Origin of the sequence: Photobacterium sanctipauli, assembly GCF_003026495.1 — a bacterium.
GTDB lineage: Bacteria > Pseudomonadota > Gammaproteobacteria > Enterobacterales > Vibrionaceae > Photobacterium > Photobacterium sanctipauli.
Genome location: NZ_PYMA01000004.1, coordinates 241,695 through 259,091, shown reverse-complemented (window position 1 = coordinate 259,091; position 17,397 = coordinate 241,695). Strand labels below are relative to the sequence as shown.

The window sequence follows — 17,397 nt, the reverse complement described above, 5'->3', positions numbered from 1 at the left end:
AACAGAAGTTTTGAATAATAGCATTGGTTGTGGTTTCAACAGCATGTTTCAATGGCCGTAGTGTTTTCATTTATATGACAAGGGAAGTCAGAGTATGGATAGCATTAAAGCCCAACTGCTCAACTTTAAGCTCCATTTTATTGTAATTGTTTTAACCGTAATCGCCGAAATGATAGGGGTCATCAAGATCCCAATAGGGGCAAGCAGTATTGTACTGTTGCCATTATTCTATTCTTTCGTGATTGGTATTTTGATCAACCCAAATGTAATCAAAAAAGCAAGCTCGCTGATTACGATTAAGCAGGCAGAAAAAGCAACACCCATTATTCTGATTGCTGTTATGCCATTCCTCGCCAAGTTCGGTACGTTAATTGGTCCATCGCTTGATAAGATTTTGAGTGTGGGTCCCGCCATGATTTTTCAAGAACTGGGTAACCTAGGTACGATTCTCATTGCGATGCCAGTCGCCGTGTTGTTGCTGAAAATGGGCCGTGAATCTGTGGGAGCCTGTTTCTCGATCGCTCGTGAACCGAATATTGCGCTTATATCCGATAAGTACGGACTGAAGAATCCAGAAGGTATCGGGGTAATGGGGGTTTACGTTATGGGTACGATGTTTGGCACACTCTATTTTGCAATCCTTGCTTCTGTATTAGCCAGCTTGAACCTGTTCGATATTAAAGCTCTTGCAATGGCTTGTGGTGTCGGTAGTGGCAGCATGACTGCTGCATGTTCTGCATCGCTGGGTGAAATGTACCCAAGCCTAAAGGATGAAATTCTAGCCCTTGCTGGTGCCAGTAACCTACTGACTAATGCGACGGGTTTGTTCTTAGGGTTGTTTGTTGCATTACCATTAACTGAAAAACTGTACAAAGTGCTCACCAAGAAGAAGGATGAGAAGGTTAAAGCTGAATTAGGGAGTGATTCAAATGTCTGAAGTAGCACAAAAACGCCACGTAAATAGCGGTATCGACTTAATTGAGTTTGCACTGGTTTTATTCTTTGTATCGGTTATTGCCCTGATTTCAAATTGGGCAGGGGCGGGGATTGCACCAACAAAAGCATTGCTAGGGATGTTTATCATCTACTCGATGGTGTTGGTGAGTTTAGTGTTAGCGAAATACGCGCCATTTTATTTGCCTTCAGTTGCATGGATCTCGATTGTCAGCGTAGGGCTTACCCTGCCGATATTCCCTGGTGCAGATTGGATTGTCTCTAATTTGCAGTCCATTAACTTCTTAAGCTTGGTGACCCCGGTATTGGCTTACTCTGGGTTGGCAATCAGTAAATTAGAAATCGACACATTTAAAAAGTCAGGCTTTAAGATTGTGCTTATTTCGATCTTGGTGTTTACCGGCACCTTTATTGGCTCGGCGCTGGTCGCAAATATCTTAATCTAATTTATTACCACTCAATGCGGCCTCCTGACGGTGGGAGGCCAATCAACTATATATCTAAGCACCTGGCAGCATCTTGAATCACCTTGAGCTAGCTTGGGTATAATTACATCAGAATAACTTGAGATAAGTCCTATGAAAGATAGTGAAGTCCTTTGTCAGGAATTTGAGCAGCAAATGATTGAATGGCGACGTGATATCCACGCCCACCCCGAAATTGCCTACGAAGAGTTCAGAACAGCAGAGTTTGTTGCAACGAAACTTAAAGCATTGGGGCTTGAAGTCACTTGTGGTCTTGGTAAAACAGGGGTTGTCGCTACGTTACATGGTAACAAGGGCGGTGGTGATGCCGTTGCTTTGCGTGCAGATATGGATGCGTTATTAATGCAGGAACTCAATGAGTTTAGTCATTGCTCTGTCCACCAAGGGAAAATGCATGCGTGTGGTCATGATGGTCATACTACGATGTTGCTTGGTGCGGCGCATGTATTAGCCAAGAACCCTGACTTCGCCGGTACCGTTCATTTTATCTTCCAACCTGCTGAAGAAAATGAAGCGGGTGCGAAAGCAATGATTGAAGATGGCTTGTTTGAAAAGTTCCCGGCGAAGGCGGTATATGGGTTGCACAACTGGCCAAGTCTGCCAGCTGGCGAAGCTGCGGTACATGATAACGCGGTAATGGCCGCTTTCGATACTTTCGATATTGTCATTAAGGGTAAGGGCGGCCATGGGGCGATGCCACACCTAGCGGCTGATCCAGTACAAGCTGCAAGCTTAGTGGTGACATCATTACAAAGTATTGTCAGTCGTAATATCGATCCTCAACAGTCCGGGGTGATCAGCGTAACGCAGATCCATGGTGGTGATGCTTACAATGTGATTCCTGAACAAGTCGAACTGAAAGGCACGACGCGCTCGTTTTGCCCGGATGTACGTGATTTAATCGAAACCCGAATGCAGCAACTTGTCGAATCCGTAGTGGCTAGCCAAGGCTGCACTGTCGAGTTTAATTATACTCGCCGTTATCCTGCAACCATTAATACAAGAGACGAAGCGCGTGAATGCTTGAGCACATTAGAATCGTTGCCAGGCATTAATAAAGTGCATTTAAACCCGCCAGCGAGCATGGGCGGGGAAGATTTCGCTTTTATGCTTGAACAAAAGCCGGGCTGTTATATTTGGCTGGGCAATGGTGGTGAGTATGGATTGCATAACCCACATTATGATTTTAATGATAATGTATTAAAAATTGGTGCTAATTATTGGGTGAATCTGGTACAACGATTACTTGCTTAACTCGTTGTAGCAGAGAAATGGATAATCGCGCACTAAAGTATTTTGAAGCCGTCGCTAAGGCTGGAAGTATTCGTGGAGCTTCGGAAAAGCTTCACGTTGCTCCATCGGCAATCAGTCGTAAAATTGTACAATTAGAAGACCAGCTTCATGTACAACTGGTGACACGCTTGGGTAGAGGTGTCACCTTAACAGAGGCAGGGAAAGAACTCACACAATATATCAAAGAGATGCAAGTCAAAGAAAACGAGTTCCTCGCGTTTCTGTCTGATATGCAGTCAATGAAAACAGGCACGATAAGGTTGGCAACGGGCGGTGGCTTTATCGATGACTTGATATTGAACGCGATTTCGCGTTTTTCTAAAAAGTTTCCGGGTGTTCAAGTCAAATTAGATGTCTGTGGTGGTGATGAGATCATCAGAAAGTTAAGGGAAGAGCAGGCGGATATCGGCTTAGTACTTAACTGCCCAACTTCACCGCAAATCGACTTCCTTCATCGCGAAATATTCCAGCCCTTGTCTTTAGTCGTTAACCCTTACAGTGAATTTGGTCAGCTTGAACAGTGCACTGGTGAAACCCTAGATTCAATCCCGCTGGCACTGCTTGATCACTCTTTCAGTATTCGTCAAATCGTTAGCCAAATTGAGGACTCGCATGGCTGTGAATTATGGCCAACGTTAGAGTGCAATTCATTCCAGGCTTTAAAGCTGTTTGCTTTGTCTGGAGCTGGTGGCACGCTGTTGCCTGAAGTATGCGTTGATAGAGAATTAAAAAACGGCAGCCTAAAGGCGATTCCGATTACGTTAATGCCAACTGAGCAAACATCTGTTGATTTAATTATGCGTCATGGCCATGAAAAGACGGTCAGTATTGAAAAAATGACTCAAGAAATCATTAAAGGCATGACGGTTTTTAATATTGCAAATCAGGCAGAGCCAATAAAAAAGGAATTGGCAATAACGTGATGGGTCATACATTTATTGATAGAAAAATTTGTAACATCAAAAAGTGATTATTAGCGTTAATTTACACCCTTTATTCATGTATATGCACAAGGAGATGGTGTAAATGACCGATAAAAACAGCAACCCTGATAACCCTAAACGCCGATCGTTCATCAAAACGTCGGCCTCTATTGCACTGGCTGGAATTGGTAGTTCGTTGGTAGCAAGCAAAGCAACAGCATCTGAATTAGACAGTGATTGGATTCCAGGGCTTTCCCATAGCCAATCTGACCGCCTGTTTTGGCAAAAGGTAAAAAGGCAGTTTTTACTCGATAAAAGAACCACATATATGAATATTGGTACAACCGGTTCGATGCCTAAACATGTACTGGCTGATTATCATGATAACAATAAGACGGTGGCCAAATACCCATGGGATATGGATGGTAAGTTTGGTAGTTGGCCATATGTATCAGAGATGGTGACAGATATTGCTGCAGGCTTTGGGGCCGACCCGCATGAAATAATCTTAAGTCGCAATACGACTGATGGTATGTGCTCCATCATTAATGGTCTCCATTTCCAGCCAGGAGATGTCATTCTTACCACCCACCATGAGCATGTTGCAGGCACATCACCACTGAATGTCGTTAAGCAGCGTTTTGAAGTTGAGGTTGTTGAGGTGCAACTTCCCGTTTATACAGGCTCTGAGGCTGTCAGTGACGATGACTATGTTGATGCATTCGCAGAGGCATTGAACAACTATGATAATGTCCGCTTGGTGGTTTTCTCTCACATTACTTATAAAACCGGTGCCAAACTGCCTGCTAAGCGATTGTGTGAGTTAGCAAAAAACTATAAGGTCCCAACCCTGGTTGATGGTGCGCATACTATTGGGATGCTTGATCTAGACTTCCATGATTTAGATTGTGACTTCTATGCGGGCTCTGGTCATAAGTGGCAATGTGGACCGGGGGGAACGGGGATCCTATATGTTCGTGATGATGCAAAACGATTAGATCAATATTGGTATGATAGACCAAATCCACTGTGGCTCATAAACTCTTCGTTATCACATGCTGACTACCTAGGTAAGCAACTTCAAATGCAGTACATAGGGAATGATAACTACCCGGCAAAACAGGCGTTGGCGGACAGCTGCAAGATGTGGGATGACATTGGGCGCGCTAAGATTGAAGAGCGCGTGTTATACCTTGGTTCTTTGTGTAAATTACTATTAGCAGAAGCATTGCCTAGTGCCTATGTGTTTTCGCCTAATGTCGAATCACTTTCAAGCGGCTTAACGACGTTTAATCCCTTTGGATTGGAGGATGGGGAAAAACTCACAGAGTTTAGAGATAGGCTCCGTAACGAATACGGCTATATTATCCGCACGACCAGCTTTAAGTTATACCAAGATGATGCTGCTGATTCGCATGCGTTACGTATATCGACGCACCTTTTCCATGATGAGACAGATGTCGAAGGGCTCGTAAAAGCGATTAAGAACCTCTACCAAGACATGTCATAAAAACAGCTTAAGATTATTTCACACCCAGCTTTCGCTGGGTGTTTACTATTTATAGTTACATAAAGCAATTTATGGCAAGGAGTGTCGAAAATGGAGTGGGGTTATCTGAATAAGCTGAGCCGCCCTATTGTTATGGCTGCGAGTCTATTTTTTTGTCATTTAGCAATCGCAGATGACTTGGCTGAAATTAAGCAACGCGGCGTGCTTCGCCATATTGGGGTACCTTATGCTAATTTTGTGTCTTATATCAAAAGGGATAATTTTGAGTCACTAACGGGGTTGGATGTTGAGCTCGTTAAGGGGTTTGCGGAGCATTTAGGGGTTAAATATCAATATGTGCCTGCGGATTGGAGTAATGTCGTCGGTAAATTGATTGGACAAGATGTGCTATATAGCAATAATCAATTTTCATGGGGTGAAAAGACACCCATTGAAGGCGATATTATTGCCAATGGTGCGACTATACTTGATTGGCGTAAACAGTTGGCTGACTTTTCTGATGATTACTTTATTTCAGGTGTTTGGCTTATAGCGCGTTCTGATTCTAACTTGAGTCCAATAAGGCCGACTGGGTCATTAGATAAAGACATTAAAAAAGTGAAGCAATTAATTGCTGGTAAAGATGTCTTAGCGTTGGAATATTCCTGCTTAGATCCTAATTTGTACCAGCTTTATGAAACGGGCGCGAATGTCATTTTGCCTGACACGCGTAGAAAGCTGAATGAAATGGTGCCGGCAATATTAAATAATGATGCAGAAACCACCTTGTTGGATGTTGCTGATGCGCTTATTGCGCTTGAAAAATGGCCCGGGGAAATCAAAGTTATTGGACCAATCTCACAAGAGCAAAGGATGGGGGCGGCATTTAGGAAAAATTCACCTGAATTACGTAAAGCATTTAATCAGTACTTGGCTAAGATTAGAAAAGACGGAACGTTTCAATCACTGGTAGAAAAACATTATCCTTCGATATTTTACTTCTACAGTGATTATTTTACAGGAAGTATTGAAACGGATTTATGAAGACATGGAAGAGTAAGTTATCAAGTAGAAGCCTGATTATTACTGCTTCAATTTTGCTTTCAGGCTATCTCGTATTAATCCTCGCCGTAACCAATTTAGGCCAGTCTCGGCTTAAAGAATCTCAGCATCGCGAATTAGAGCTCAAAGTACAAAGTTATAGCCATACCCTTGAGTACTTCTTTGGTGTGACCAGTGACGAGATCAGCTACCTAGTCACTGATAAAACAATGGGCACTTTTTTTGCCAACTTAGCTTCCGGTATGTCAATGGAGTACGGGCTGGGTGCAAGCCTATTTAAGCTGCATAAAGAGCTAGAGGATAAGATAGAGAAAACACAAATAGCTGGTACGCCTGTCTACTTGGGTTTTAGTCTCATAGGCTATAACGGCTCGTTAATAGCAAAAACAAAGTCGAATGGCCTACCATATATCGATCCGATTAAATACTCAGTAGTACGGGGTTATGACAACCGTATTTACACAATCAAACAAAATGAGCAGTTATATATTCAGTTTATTAAACGCGTAACGTACGCCAATGAACCTGTTGCCTATCTGGTTGCTCATATTAACCCCCAAGTGATTGTTGACCAACTTACCGTGCAAGAGGGGGATGTCACCCGAAGTTGGTTGGAATTGATGACACCTGAAGGGGACTTACTTATTTGGAATACCTTACAAGAAGAGAGTACAGTTGCGGAAAAAGCCGGGTTGGCCAGTAAGCTTTATTTTGAGTCTGTTATAGATAACACGCCTTTTAAGCTGAAAACCTGGTTCGAGCCTGTCAGTGAGAAAGAGATCTTTACTTCGGCCTGGTTTATTGCTGGCCTTTCTTTCCTTGCCGTACCTGTAGTTATTGGCTTGATGTATATCTTTCTGATCAATAATGCCAACATTATTCTTCGAACTAAAATTAAAGCGAGCCATAAACAACAACGAACGCTTTCAGCTCAAAATCAACGCTTGATTGAAGAAATAGAAAAACGCCGTTTGTCGGAGCAAAAATTAGCTTATCAGGCAACACACGATGCTCTGACTGGACTGGCTAATCGTCAATACGGAAATGAACGTTTAGCGCAAGAAATAGTGAAAGCAAAGCATACTGGTTCCAATGTTATTGTGTTGTTTATTGATTTAGATAATTTCAAAGAAATTAATGACACCATTGGTCATTTAGCCGGAGATGACATTCTCAAGCAAAGTGCGAACCGGTTGCTTGGCTCTATGAGGCAATCTGATGTGTTGGTTCGCCTAGGTGGCGATGAGTTTTTGTTAATTATCCCAGGTTTGGAAAATGCAAGGGCAGCCAAAATACTGGCATCAGGTATTTTGGCGTTGTTTGAGACGCCTTTTGAATGGCACCATCAGCAGTTTTTTGTTTCTGCGAGTATCGGTTTATCTATTTACCCCCAAGATGGCGATAGCGTTCAGCAACTATTGGCCAGTGCCGATACTGCAATGTATCGCGTCAAGCAAGAAGGGCGGAATGGGTTTAACCTTTATAACCCCGACATGAACAAAGATGCCCAAAGGGCATTAGCTTTGGGTACACGCTTACGTTCAGCTATCAATAATGATGAACTTGAGTTGTATTATCAGCCGATTGTTGATCTATCGACGGATAAGATTGTTGGTGCAGAAGCGCTCATGCGATGGCGTGATGAGGAGTTTGGCGCAGTATCGCCGGAAGAGTTTATCCCCATTGCAGAGAAAAACGGCTTAATTCACCGGATAGGGGAATTGGCGATTAGCAAAGCGTGTATGCAAGCGGCAGAGTGGCAACAAATATCACCAATTCACCTTTCAGTGAACATTTCGAGCGTACAGTTTCGTTATTGTGAACAACTCTATGCACAAATTCGCCATGCGTTGTTGAAGTCGGGTCTGGACCCGGAGTTACTGGATATCGAAGTGACAGAAAGTTTGCTATTCAACCATAACGAAGAAGTCCTTCAACTGCTAAGCCGGCTGCAGTCGATGGGGATAAAATTGACAATCGACGATTTTGGCACTGGCTACTCAGCACTGAGTTATTTACAAAAATTTCCATTTGATCGATTGAAAATCGATCGTTCATTCTTGCAGCAAATTGAGAACAAGTCCGAAGACAGGGAATTGGTGAATGCGATCCTCGCTATGGCTAAAGCATTAAAGCTAGAGGTTGTTGCTGAAGGAATTGAGTCACAAAAACATGTTGACTACTTAAAAGGAAAGCGGTGCGAATTTGGGCAGGGCTATTTCTATAGTAAGCCTGTTCCAGCCAGTGAGTTTGAACAACTTTTACATGAGGTGGTTGCTGCGTGATCACGATATGGCATGTTACTTCAATCTTGTACTGAGATGCCTTCCTATCAATTATTTTGATGATAGGTTGTGTGTGGAGGCAGGTTTTTGTCATCAATTTTGGTCAGGCGAAAAAAAACCGTCGGGCAAACTGTGCTCGACGGCGTATAAACGTAGAACGCTTGATAGAAAAGATTTCATCAAACTGACGTCATTATGCCTTTTTGAGTTTTTATATCAATAAAATTGATACGGTTTTTGTTGTGAATAAGAAAAATATTTTTGGTTTGGTTGCTTAGCCCTCATGTTGTTTGGTGTTTGTACGATTTTTGGCTGTATTGGTGCTCAATAAATACGCGGCGATCGTTGCGTCTTTGCATTTTCTGCTACAAACAAACACTTTGAATCATGCATTTACATTCGTAAACAATGTAAATTGAATGCCAATGAAAACAATTATCAATTATGTTATCGGCCTTGATTAAGGCTGTTTGTTGTTTTCTATTATGGTGTTAAAAAGCAAGGCGGTGCAGCTATGGGCCCGTCGTCTTCATATCTACATATCGATGGCGCTGCTACTTGTGGTGCTGTTTTTCTCTGTGACCGGCATTACGCTTAATCGCCCTGGACTCTTCGTAAATAGCCAACCTGAGGTTGAGACCCTCTTTATTGAGGTGCCGGAAACGATCCTCGCTTCAGGACAAACAGCCTACGTGCCTGATGAGCAACAATTACTTAATTTCTTAGAAGCTGAAGCAAAAATCTCAGGCATGCCTTCCAAGATGGAAGTCTTCACCGAAATTGAAGATGGTGAGCTATTTGAAGGTGAAGTATCACTCAATTACAAAGGACCGGGTTTTGATGCAACGGTCTATATCGATTTGACTACCCGTGAAGCTGAGATTGAAAAGTCACACTATGGTGCTGTCGCTGTACTGAATGATCTGCATAAAGGGCGCAACAGCGGGGAAGTGTGGAAGTGGTTTATCGATATTACGGCGTTATTAATGGTGTTTTTCGTGCTTACAGGTGTGTGTCTCCTGCTACCGAAGAAAAAGACGTTTAACACTTCCATGAAATGGACGGCTTTTGGCTCGCTTCTTACTCTAATTATTTTCATTTTTGCTGTGCCTTAGCAGCCAGCTGCGTTTACAAGGATTATTCATGAAACCGTCATTCACGACATTTGTGCCTCGGTCATTGATTGCTATGGCGCTAGCATTTCCACTGACTTTCACTGCCAATGCTAAACCACTGCCTGAGTCAGCGACGATGGAAGTTGAGTTTACCCTCCCAAAGATAGAAACCTCGATGTATGCCCGTCCGTATGTGGCGGTATGGATTGAAGACGCCAAGCGAAAGCCTATTCGTACAGTGCAATTGTGGGTAGGCAAAGATGAGTGGTTGAAAGATTTACGCAGCTGGTGGCGTAAGGTCGGCCGTTATGACCGTGAACTTGTTGATGCCGTGACCTCAGCCACTCGACCTGCGGGTGAATACCGCTTTGTTTGGGACGGTTTGAATGATGACGGTGAGCGTGTTGAGCAGGGAGATTACACCTTTTATGCCGAAGTGGTGCGTGAACATGGTGGACGAAACTACCTGCGCCAAAAGATGACGTTGGGTGAAGAGGCTGTGACTTACGAGCTAGCGCCTACCGAAGAAACTGGGTCAATTAGTTTGAGCTATAAGCCTCAAGCTTAACGAAAAGAATATTTTAAAATAGAGAATTAAAACAATGACTAATAATAAAATTAAAGCCGTATCTATGGCTTGTGCGCTTGTTGCCGGTTTAGCTGTGACAGCAAGTGCGAATGCGCATCCACGCTGGTTACTTCCATCGCATTTTACTGTTTCTAAAGAAGGCGGTGATTGGCTGACATTTGACGTGACAGCGTCACACGGTACGTTTGTGTTTGATAAGCCAGCCGGCGCCGAAACAGGTGAAGTGGTGATGCCGGATGGCCGTGTACAACGCCCGAATTTTGTTATCCGAGGCAAGCGTCGTTCAGTTTTTGATTTTCACTTTGAAGAAGAAGGAACGCACAAGGTTCGTGTAAACGGAACGCCTTATTACTACACCCAGTACAAAGCGGGCCGCCGCGATACTGTCAAATGGGTGAAGGGGAATAAAGCAGAACGTGATGATGTGCTGCCTAAAAAGTCCCGTGATGTTGTTACCCAAGTTAGCTACACCCGCGCTGAAAGCTATGTCACGGTGGGTAAGCCAACGACCAAAGCATTTGAACTAGATAAAAAATTCCTTGAGCTAGTGCCGGTAACGCACCCGGCAGATATTGTTGAAGGCGAAGAGGTTCAATTCCAGTTTTTCTTTAATGGGGAGCCTCAGCAAGGTGTGACCGCAGAAATCACCCGTGACGGCACTATGTATCGCAACCACCAAGAGCAACTTGACGTAGTAAGTGATGAGAACGGCATGGTGACATTTACACCGGAACAAGCAGGCCGTTGGTTGATGAAGGCAAATTACAAAGGTGATTTGGAAAACAACGCACTGGCTGATCGTGTAAGCGCCAATGTTCACCTCACTTTTGAAGCTGTTCTGCAGTAATTGTTATCCGTGATTTATAGCCTGCCATTGTTGCAGGCTATTGCTTTTTTCGTTTTGAGGTAATGATGAAAAAATCCACACAACTAGCCATCTTCGCTTTTCTGACTATTCAGTCTTCTGCTGTCTATGCGCATTTTCCATTAATGAGTTGCTGGCTTGAATCAGACAAAGTGATTTGCCAGGCGGGGTATAGCGATGGTAGTGAAGCGATTGATTATGATGTCGATATGTTTGATTACGATGATAATTTGATTGACCGTGTCACAACAGATAAACGCTCTATGGTTGAGTTCGCGATGCCAGATACGGACTTTTACTTGGTTTTCGATGCTGGTCACGAAAACCCAGTTGAAGTAGATGTTGTTGAGATTGAAGAGAAATGATCACACAAACGGTTAGAGCCGACGATGGCGGTAAAGAAGGTAAGTGGGTTGGGTTGTCAATCGCATTGATCCTTTTACTGGCTGTTATGCTGTTACCGCACCATCAGTCTATATCTAAAGCACAGGCACTTGATGCTCACCAAGTGTCTGTGAATGACTTAGCCGGACCTGAGCTTGCTATGGTCGCTGAGTTACGCCTTGCTCATGAAGAAATTCGCAATATTCATCAGGATAACTTGGACTTTGGTGTTCATAGTGAACTGTTATGGCCAGATATGGTGGAGCTTGAAGAAATTTGGTTGGCGCCCTTTGTACACGATAAAAGTTGGGAGCATAAGGGACGCCATAACTGGCAGGTAATTGCCCCCGCTTTCTATTTAGGTATACGTCAAATGGAGCAGGGTACAGCGCATGTGGTTCTTTATTCAGGGGAGCACGAGCCTGACATTTGGTTTGCCTTATCCCCCAAGGCGAAAGCCATGTCAGCGAGTGCTGAGTTGAGTACTGAAGCGTTAATCGATGCCGGTTGGACACAAGTGGTCTTTGCTTTATCCGTTCAAAATCAAACAGACAATCACCTTCATTAGTGTTGGCATAAATAACACACCTCAAGGTATGTGTATGAAACAGCTAAAAAATAATACGATAACTAAAATTACAACCGTACTGACTTCATTGGTATTACTGTTTGGCGCAGCGTATAGCCAAGCAGCCGAAAAGATGAAAATTGGTATCACGCTGCAACCTTATTACAGTTATGTAAAAGCGGTTGTGGGCGATAAAGCCGAGATCCTTCCTCTTGTCGATGCCGGTTTCAACCCTCATAACTACCAGCCTCAACCTAACGATCTTCGCCGTTTGAAGGCGATGGATGTGATTGTCGTTAATGGTATTGGCCACGATGACTTTGCACTAAAAGTCATTGCAGCGGCAAACCGTGATGATTTGATTGTGATTGAAGCAAACAAAGATGTGCCATTGCTACCTGCAATGGGCCAATCTGTAGGTGATGGTGCCGTTAACCCCCATACCTTCGTTGGGCTTTCAACCACGATTCAAAAGGTTTACACCATTGCCAATGAACTTTCCAAGTTGGATCCTGAAAACGCTCGCTTTTATAGAAAAAATGCCCGCAAGTATGCGGCACATTTTCGTAAGTTAAAACATGAAGCCATGACTACGCTGGGTGATTTAGATACCAGTGGTATGGTTGTCGCGACGACCCACAATGCTTATGGCTATATCCTGCAAGAATTTGGTGTTGATGTGGCCGCGGTGATCGAGCCGGCTCACGGGGTTGAGCCAAGTGCCAGCCAGTTGCAAGAAACCATTGAGAAAATCCGCCAGTCAAATATCGATATTTTGTTCTATGAGCTGAATATGCCTAACCGATTTGTCGATACCATTGAAAAAGCGACAGGTGTTCAACTGTACCGTTTTTCCCACATGACTCATGGCCCTTATGAGGATGAGAAAGTCGAGGTCGAGATGAAGCAAAACCTCGATACCTTGATTGAGTCCATGAAGTATGCAGCACAGAACAAAGTGAGTTAGTTGTGGGACCGAAAATTTTACTCGATAACGTTGGCCTCAAATACGGTGACAATACCATTTTGCATAACATCAACCATGAGTTTTCTGCTGGTGAGTGTCATGTGGTGATGGGGCCAAATGGTGGTGGAAAAACCTCTTTGCTACGTTCAATCCTTGGGTTGACACCTTTCACCGGTCGCATTGATATCCAATGGCCTGAGAAGCAAGGCAAGGTGGGCTATGTACCACAGAAAGCCGTGTTTGAATCAAGTTTGCCGTTGACGGTGATGGATTTTATTTTGCTAAACCAGAGCCGTACACCATTGTTTTGGTCACGCTGGCGAAACCTATCAAAGCAACAAGCATTTGCCCTAGAGCAGCTTGAGCGTGTTGGCATGGCGGAGCGGGCCGATAGAAGGATGGGGCAATTGTCGGGAGGCGAGCAGCAACGTGTGTTGTTTGCTCAGGCTCTACTTGATAATCCTGATCTATTGATTCTCGATGAACCAACCACAGGAATGGATGAGCAAGGTGTACGATACCTGGAAGCGCTCATCAAATATTTGGTGAATGAAGGTAAAACTTTGCTTGCTGTACACCATGATGTCACTGCTGTTCGCCGCCTTGATGCCACGGTGCATGTGGTGAATCGCCAATTGATTGATAGCGGCAGCGTTCAGTCTGTGCTAACACCAGAAAAAATTGAGCGATTATTTAACCATTACAGTATCTCGCCTTCCTCTGATGATCAAGCAAGAGGTAAAGCAGCATGATGGATTTTCTACGCCAATTGGCTGTACAAGGTGTTGAAGCTGGCTGGCTGAGTGAGAGCTTTTCCTATGCGTTTATGGTTAATGCCCTAGTTGCAGCACTGCTGGTAGGCCCGTTATTGGGTGGGCTGGGAACTTTGGTGATTGCAAAGCGACTTGCCTTCTTTTCTGAAGCTGTTGGCCACGCCGCATTAACGGGGATCGCATTGGGTGTTTTACTAGGCGAGCCGCCTGAAAACCCAATTATTGGCCTATTTAGTTTCTGTATGATTTTCGCACTTTTGCTTCATTTTGTGAGGAATCGAACCAATGTGCCATACGACACGCTAGTGGGGGTGTTCCTTGCCTTGGCATTGGCGGTCGGTGCTGCTCTGTTGATGTATGTAGCGCGTAAAATCAATATTCATATGCTTGAGAACGTGCTGTTTGGCTCGATTCTGACCGTGACAGATCAAGACATTTTGATCTTGGCGGGAAGCTGTATCTTGATCCTCTTGGTTCTCATACCTACCTTCAATCGTATATTGCTAACTTGTATTAGCCCTGATATCGCACGCGTGCGCGGTTATTCCACTAATTTCTACGACTATTTGTTCGTTATGATGATTACATTAGTGACTATTGCGTCGGTCAAAATTATTGGTGCGGTTCTGGTTGGTGCCTTGTTGCTGATACCGGGGGCGACGGCTCGACTACTGACCAAGAATATGGGTGATTTTGTTTTGTTGTCAGCTTTTCTGGCAACCGTTAGCTGCGTGATTGGTACGTTGTTGCCAATGGAACTTGAAATGCCAGTTCCTTCTGGAGCCGCAATCATTATTGTTTCAGCCATTTTCTTCTTAATGGCGACCTGTTTTCGTATTGTTCGCAAGGGCTAAGTGACATGAAGAAATTTGCTAATAAAAAATCATCCAGCATCAAGGTGTTAGGTATCTGTTGTTTGCTTGCTGGTGCGCTGCTCAGCTCTTGGGCTGTATCGGCGAAAGATATTCTTACAGCCGCGCCTGTCACCTACATGCTATCGACTGAGCTGACCAAAGGTACAGGTTTAGAAACTCATTACTTGCCACCTAAGCGCTATGGTTTGCAACGTTTACCTAATTGGTTCGCTAGTAAAGGGGTTGAATCAGTTGAAAAGGCGGCACAGACAGCCAAAGCCGCTATCACGTTAGGTGCGGTTTGGCCGCAAGACCCGCTGTATGCATACGCACGTCAAAGCAACATCCAGATTGTTGAAATTGACGCATCTCAGTCGATTTCCCCAAGAGCGACAGGTGTTGCTGCATTACAGTTGGATGATGGTTCAACGTCCCCTTATGCTTGGTTGAACCCAACTAACCTGACTCGTATGACGGCGATTGTCAGTGGTGATTTACAACGCTTATGGCCCCAACATGCTGAAGTTATCGCAGCGAACCAGCAGGCACTGATGATTAATGTTCGTCATTTAATTAATCAGCAGCAAGCCGCTTTATTTGAAGCAGAAGTTGATTCTGTGATTTTGCTGTCTAAGGAGCTGGAAGATTTCGCTGCGGGTAATCAGCTATTCGTCGTTGATAGGCTGACAAAGCCTGAGCTGGAATGGACTGAACAAGACAAAACAGCGCTTGTAGCGATGCTGAAAGAAGATGAGGCGACGTGGATACTGACATCCAAGCGAGTGAGTAAAATGTTGAAAGCGCTGGTGCCCAAACCAGAACGCATTCTAGTTGTTGATAGTATTGACCGCTGGGGCAGCAAAGGGATTAATCAACAAGCCCCCTTAGCACGCTGGGAATTAAACCTATAACATCATATTAGTAATGTGATCGCATAAGAGACGTTGTGCTCTTCAACAGTGAAAACCAAGTCAGGCTAAGGGTAACCTTAGCCTGTTTTCGTATTGGAAATAGGATCTTTAAGCAAACTGAATTAGCCCCTTAGAACGTGGGTTTTGGAATCTTTCTTGCCAGCCGGTCAATACCGCCCTCAGCGGTGAAGAACAGTTCGAATTCAAGCATGATACCGGGGTTAATTTTGTAATTGAATTCGTCTTGGAAGTCGAATTCTGGGGTGACACTCATGTATAGCCAATCTTTGTATAGTCGATGCTTCCAACTCACTGAAACCCACGAGTTGGTGACTGAGTAACTGGGCCTTGAGTCGGCACTGATACCTAATGAGTATTGGAAAAGGTTGTCTTGATCGACCCGATCAAAAATTTCCGCCTGGTATACAAACTCCCAATTATCGTCATCATCAAGGAACTGGGCGCTTGAGCTAAGTTTTAAAATGGTGGTATCGGCTTCTGGTGTCGCAAAGTAGAAATTGAGAGAGGTGAGTGAGCCGGGTCCTTCTGAGTGATAATAAAAGATTTCCTGTTTGATCCGTGTTGTCCAGTGGCGGCTAATTTTATCGACGCGATTTACATTGGCTCGGGTGAACGGGTCTAATGGTAGTTTAATTGCTAGCCCAGCATCAAAGTCAGCTTTCCACTTTCCCCATTGTCTATCTTGCAGGCGAACAGCACCGACGGCACCAGAAAAGCTATCATCATTGGCATTACTGATCCCACGCTCTTTATCTTCTAGTCGGTCAAAATCATCAGGGTCGGTTTCTAAGACCAGCTTCCACCTTTTTTCTGTATGGGGGAGGTCAATTTTGAGTTTTACACTGGCGTCGCCTTCGAAGTATTCCCGATGGGTGTACCGTGGCTTGAACTTAATTTTTAAGTAGCTACGGTTTTGCATTGATTTCTCATCGCCTTTATTGGCCATGAAGTGATCAAAAGATGTTCCGTAGTCATGAATAGTCTCTGATATAGAGCCCTGTGTTTCGTCAATCCACTCTTGGAAGGCGGTTTCGTCTTCGTCGTCATCCGCGTATATGGGTGAGTCGGGGTTACTATTATCCGTGTAAACAGAAAAAGGGCTTTGTTTATAACTGCTGAGCGTGTCAAATTCAGCAGCAGGTAAAATGTAAGATAATAATAATGGAAATATAACAAACGGAGTTTTTAGTAGGGCTATAAAGTATGAAGAGTGAGTGGTTGAGTATAGTGAAATAGTCATTATTCCCCCTATACCTACAATCACTTAGCATTTAGTTATTAAATTTAATTATAGAGTGAGTTATTAATGCTTGGGGGATATTTACTGAGATTACCAAAATGAGATCTCATTCTAAAAAATGAACTTATTTTTAGGTGGAATAGTCTATTCCATTAGACGATTCTTCTTTAATGATCATGCAAAACAAGGCCTTATTGCTGATTATCGCCGTTTGGTAGTGGTAAATGACCAAACTTGTGGTCTCATTTTTTCAACTACACTTGTTTTGTATTTATTATCAAACATGCATGACTAGAAAGATGGAGTACTGTAATGGATAACTCAGATTATGATGGAATCAAGCGTGACATCTCTTTAACTGTTCATGATATTTTTGAAAACTTTGAGGAGAGTAACAACCGACTTCCAACGCTGGAGGAGTTTAGAACCTTATTTGATGGTCATGCTGAACAGTATATTGGTCCTAACGATCAATTGAAGGTCGAAAGTATTTCGCCCCACCAAGATAAGCACCATGAGCGAGAACAAAAATTATGGCGTGCGGTAAATGAGTTGGAGGCCGAGCAACGCTTTTTACGTAGCGAGTGCTAATTAAATTCACCGTTGGGTTTGATTCTGT

General features: G+C 43.7%; 18 protein-coding genes. 17 read left to right on the top strand and 1 reads right to left on the bottom strand.

Going from position 1 to position 17,397, the window contains the following annotated elements; genetic code table 11:
* Positions 1-94 precede the first annotated feature (94 nt).
* From C9I98_RS09735 to C9I98_RS09660, 16 genes are all read left to right on the top strand, one after another.
* A complete protein-coding gene (locus C9I98_RS09735) occupies positions 95-937 on the top strand; it encodes a DUF3100 domain-containing protein (RefSeq protein ID WP_036827338.1) in 843 nt (280 codons plus the stop codon).
* Entirely contained in the window at positions 930-1,400 is a 471-nt protein-coding gene (locus tag C9I98_RS09730; protein WP_107271908.1) for a hypothetical protein, read from the top strand. The genes C9I98_RS09735 and C9I98_RS09730 overlap by 8 nt, the downstream gene beginning before the upstream one ends.
* 132 nt (positions 1,401-1,532) lie before the next feature.
* Positions 1,533-2,693 carry a M20 aminoacylase family protein gene (locus C9I98_RS09725; protein ID WP_107271907.1) on the top strand — a complete coding sequence of 387 codons (1,161 nt, stop codon included), beginning with the start codon at positions 1,533-1,535 and terminating at the stop codon, positions 2,691-2,693.
* A 17-nt stretch (positions 2,694-2,710) separates the two neighbouring features.
* Entirely contained in the window at positions 2,711-3,655 is a 945-nt protein-coding gene (locus C9I98_RS09720) for a LysR family transcriptional regulator (protein ID WP_051901976.1), read from the top strand.
* Positions 3,656-3,758: 103 nt separating this feature from the next.
* The gene (locus tag C9I98_RS09715) at positions 3,759-5,165 is read left to right on the top strand and encodes an aminotransferase class V-fold PLP-dependent enzyme (protein ID WP_036818572.1); all 1,407 of its coding nucleotides are present in this window, start codon (positions 3,759-3,761) and stop codon (positions 5,163-5,165) included.
* A gap of 132 nt (positions 5,166-5,297) precedes the next feature.
* Entirely contained in the window at positions 5,298-6,188 is an 891-nt protein-coding gene (locus tag C9I98_RS09710) for a transporter substrate-binding domain-containing protein (RefSeq protein ID WP_051901978.1), read from the top strand.
* Positions 6,185-8,491 carry a putative bifunctional diguanylate cyclase/phosphodiesterase gene (locus C9I98_RS09705; protein WP_107271906.1) on the top strand — a complete coding sequence of 769 codons (2,307 nt, stop codon included), beginning with the start codon at positions 6,185-6,187 and terminating at the stop codon, positions 8,489-8,491. Before C9I98_RS09710 ends, C9I98_RS09705 begins: the two co-directional genes overlap by 4 nt.
* A 485-nt stretch (positions 8,492-8,976) precedes the next feature.
* Positions 8,977-9,606, top strand: a complete 630-nt coding sequence (locus tag C9I98_RS09700) for a PepSY-associated TM helix domain-containing protein (protein WP_036827956.1) — start codon at positions 8,977-8,979, stop codon at positions 9,604-9,606.
* 73 nt (positions 9,607-9,679) lie between these two features.
* On the top strand, positions 9,680-10,174 hold the full coding sequence (locus C9I98_RS09695; RefSeq protein ID WP_245907127.1) for a DUF2271 domain-containing protein: 495 nt from the start codon (positions 9,680-9,682) through the stop codon (positions 10,172-10,174).
* A 34-nt stretch (positions 10,175-10,208) separates the two neighbouring features.
* Entirely contained in the window at positions 10,209-11,042 is an 834-nt protein-coding gene (locus tag C9I98_RS09690) for a DUF4198 domain-containing protein (RefSeq protein WP_036823590.1), read from the top strand.
* Between the two features lie 65 nt (positions 11,043-11,107).
* The gene (locus tag C9I98_RS09685) at positions 11,108-11,425 is read left to right on the top strand and encodes a hypothetical protein (RefSeq protein WP_036823593.1); all 318 of its coding nucleotides are present in this window, start codon (positions 11,108-11,110) and stop codon (positions 11,423-11,425) included.
* The gene (locus C9I98_RS09680) at positions 11,422-12,012 is read left to right on the top strand and encodes a DUF6162 family protein (RefSeq protein WP_036823595.1); all 591 of its coding nucleotides are present in this window, start codon (positions 11,422-11,424) and stop codon (positions 12,010-12,012) included. The genes C9I98_RS09685 and C9I98_RS09680 overlap by 4 nt, the downstream gene beginning before the upstream one ends.
* A 34-nt stretch (positions 12,013-12,046) precedes the next feature.
* The gene (locus tag C9I98_RS09675) at positions 12,047-12,979 is read left to right on the top strand and encodes a metal ABC transporter solute-binding protein, Zn/Mn family (RefSeq protein WP_211318316.1); all 933 of its coding nucleotides are present in this window, start codon (positions 12,047-12,049) and stop codon (positions 12,977-12,979) included.
* Positions 12,980-12,981: 2 nt separating this feature from the next.
* A complete protein-coding gene (locus C9I98_RS09670) occupies positions 12,982-13,731 on the top strand; it encodes a metal ABC transporter ATP-binding protein (RefSeq protein ID WP_036818559.1) in 750 nt (249 codons plus the stop codon).
* Entirely contained in the window at positions 13,731-14,606 is an 876-nt protein-coding gene (locus C9I98_RS09665; RefSeq protein ID WP_036818561.1) for a metal ABC transporter permease, read from the top strand. The genes C9I98_RS09670 and C9I98_RS09665 overlap by 1 nt, the downstream gene beginning before the upstream one ends.
* A gap of 5 nt (positions 14,607-14,611) precedes the next feature.
* On the top strand, positions 14,612-15,517 hold the full coding sequence (locus tag C9I98_RS09660) for a metal ABC transporter solute-binding protein, Zn/Mn family (protein ID WP_173424666.1): 906 nt from the start codon (positions 14,612-14,614) through the stop codon (positions 15,515-15,517).
* A gap of 130 nt (positions 15,518-15,647) precedes the next feature.
* Here C9I98_RS09660 and C9I98_RS09655 read toward each other — a convergent pair whose 3' ends face one another.
* Positions 15,648-16,778: a hypothetical protein gene (locus C9I98_RS09655; RefSeq protein ID WP_107271903.1), complete on the bottom strand. Its 1,131-nt coding sequence runs from the start codon at positions 16,776-16,778 to the stop codon at positions 15,648-15,650.
* 312 nt (positions 16,779-17,090) lie between these two features.
* Here C9I98_RS09655 and C9I98_RS09650 point away from each other — a divergent pair, with 312 nt between their 5' ends.
* Positions 17,091-17,369, top strand: a complete 279-nt coding sequence (locus tag C9I98_RS09650; protein WP_036825899.1) for a hypothetical protein — start codon at positions 17,091-17,093, stop codon at positions 17,367-17,369.
* The last annotated feature ends 28 nt before the right edge of the window (positions 17,370-17,397 follow it).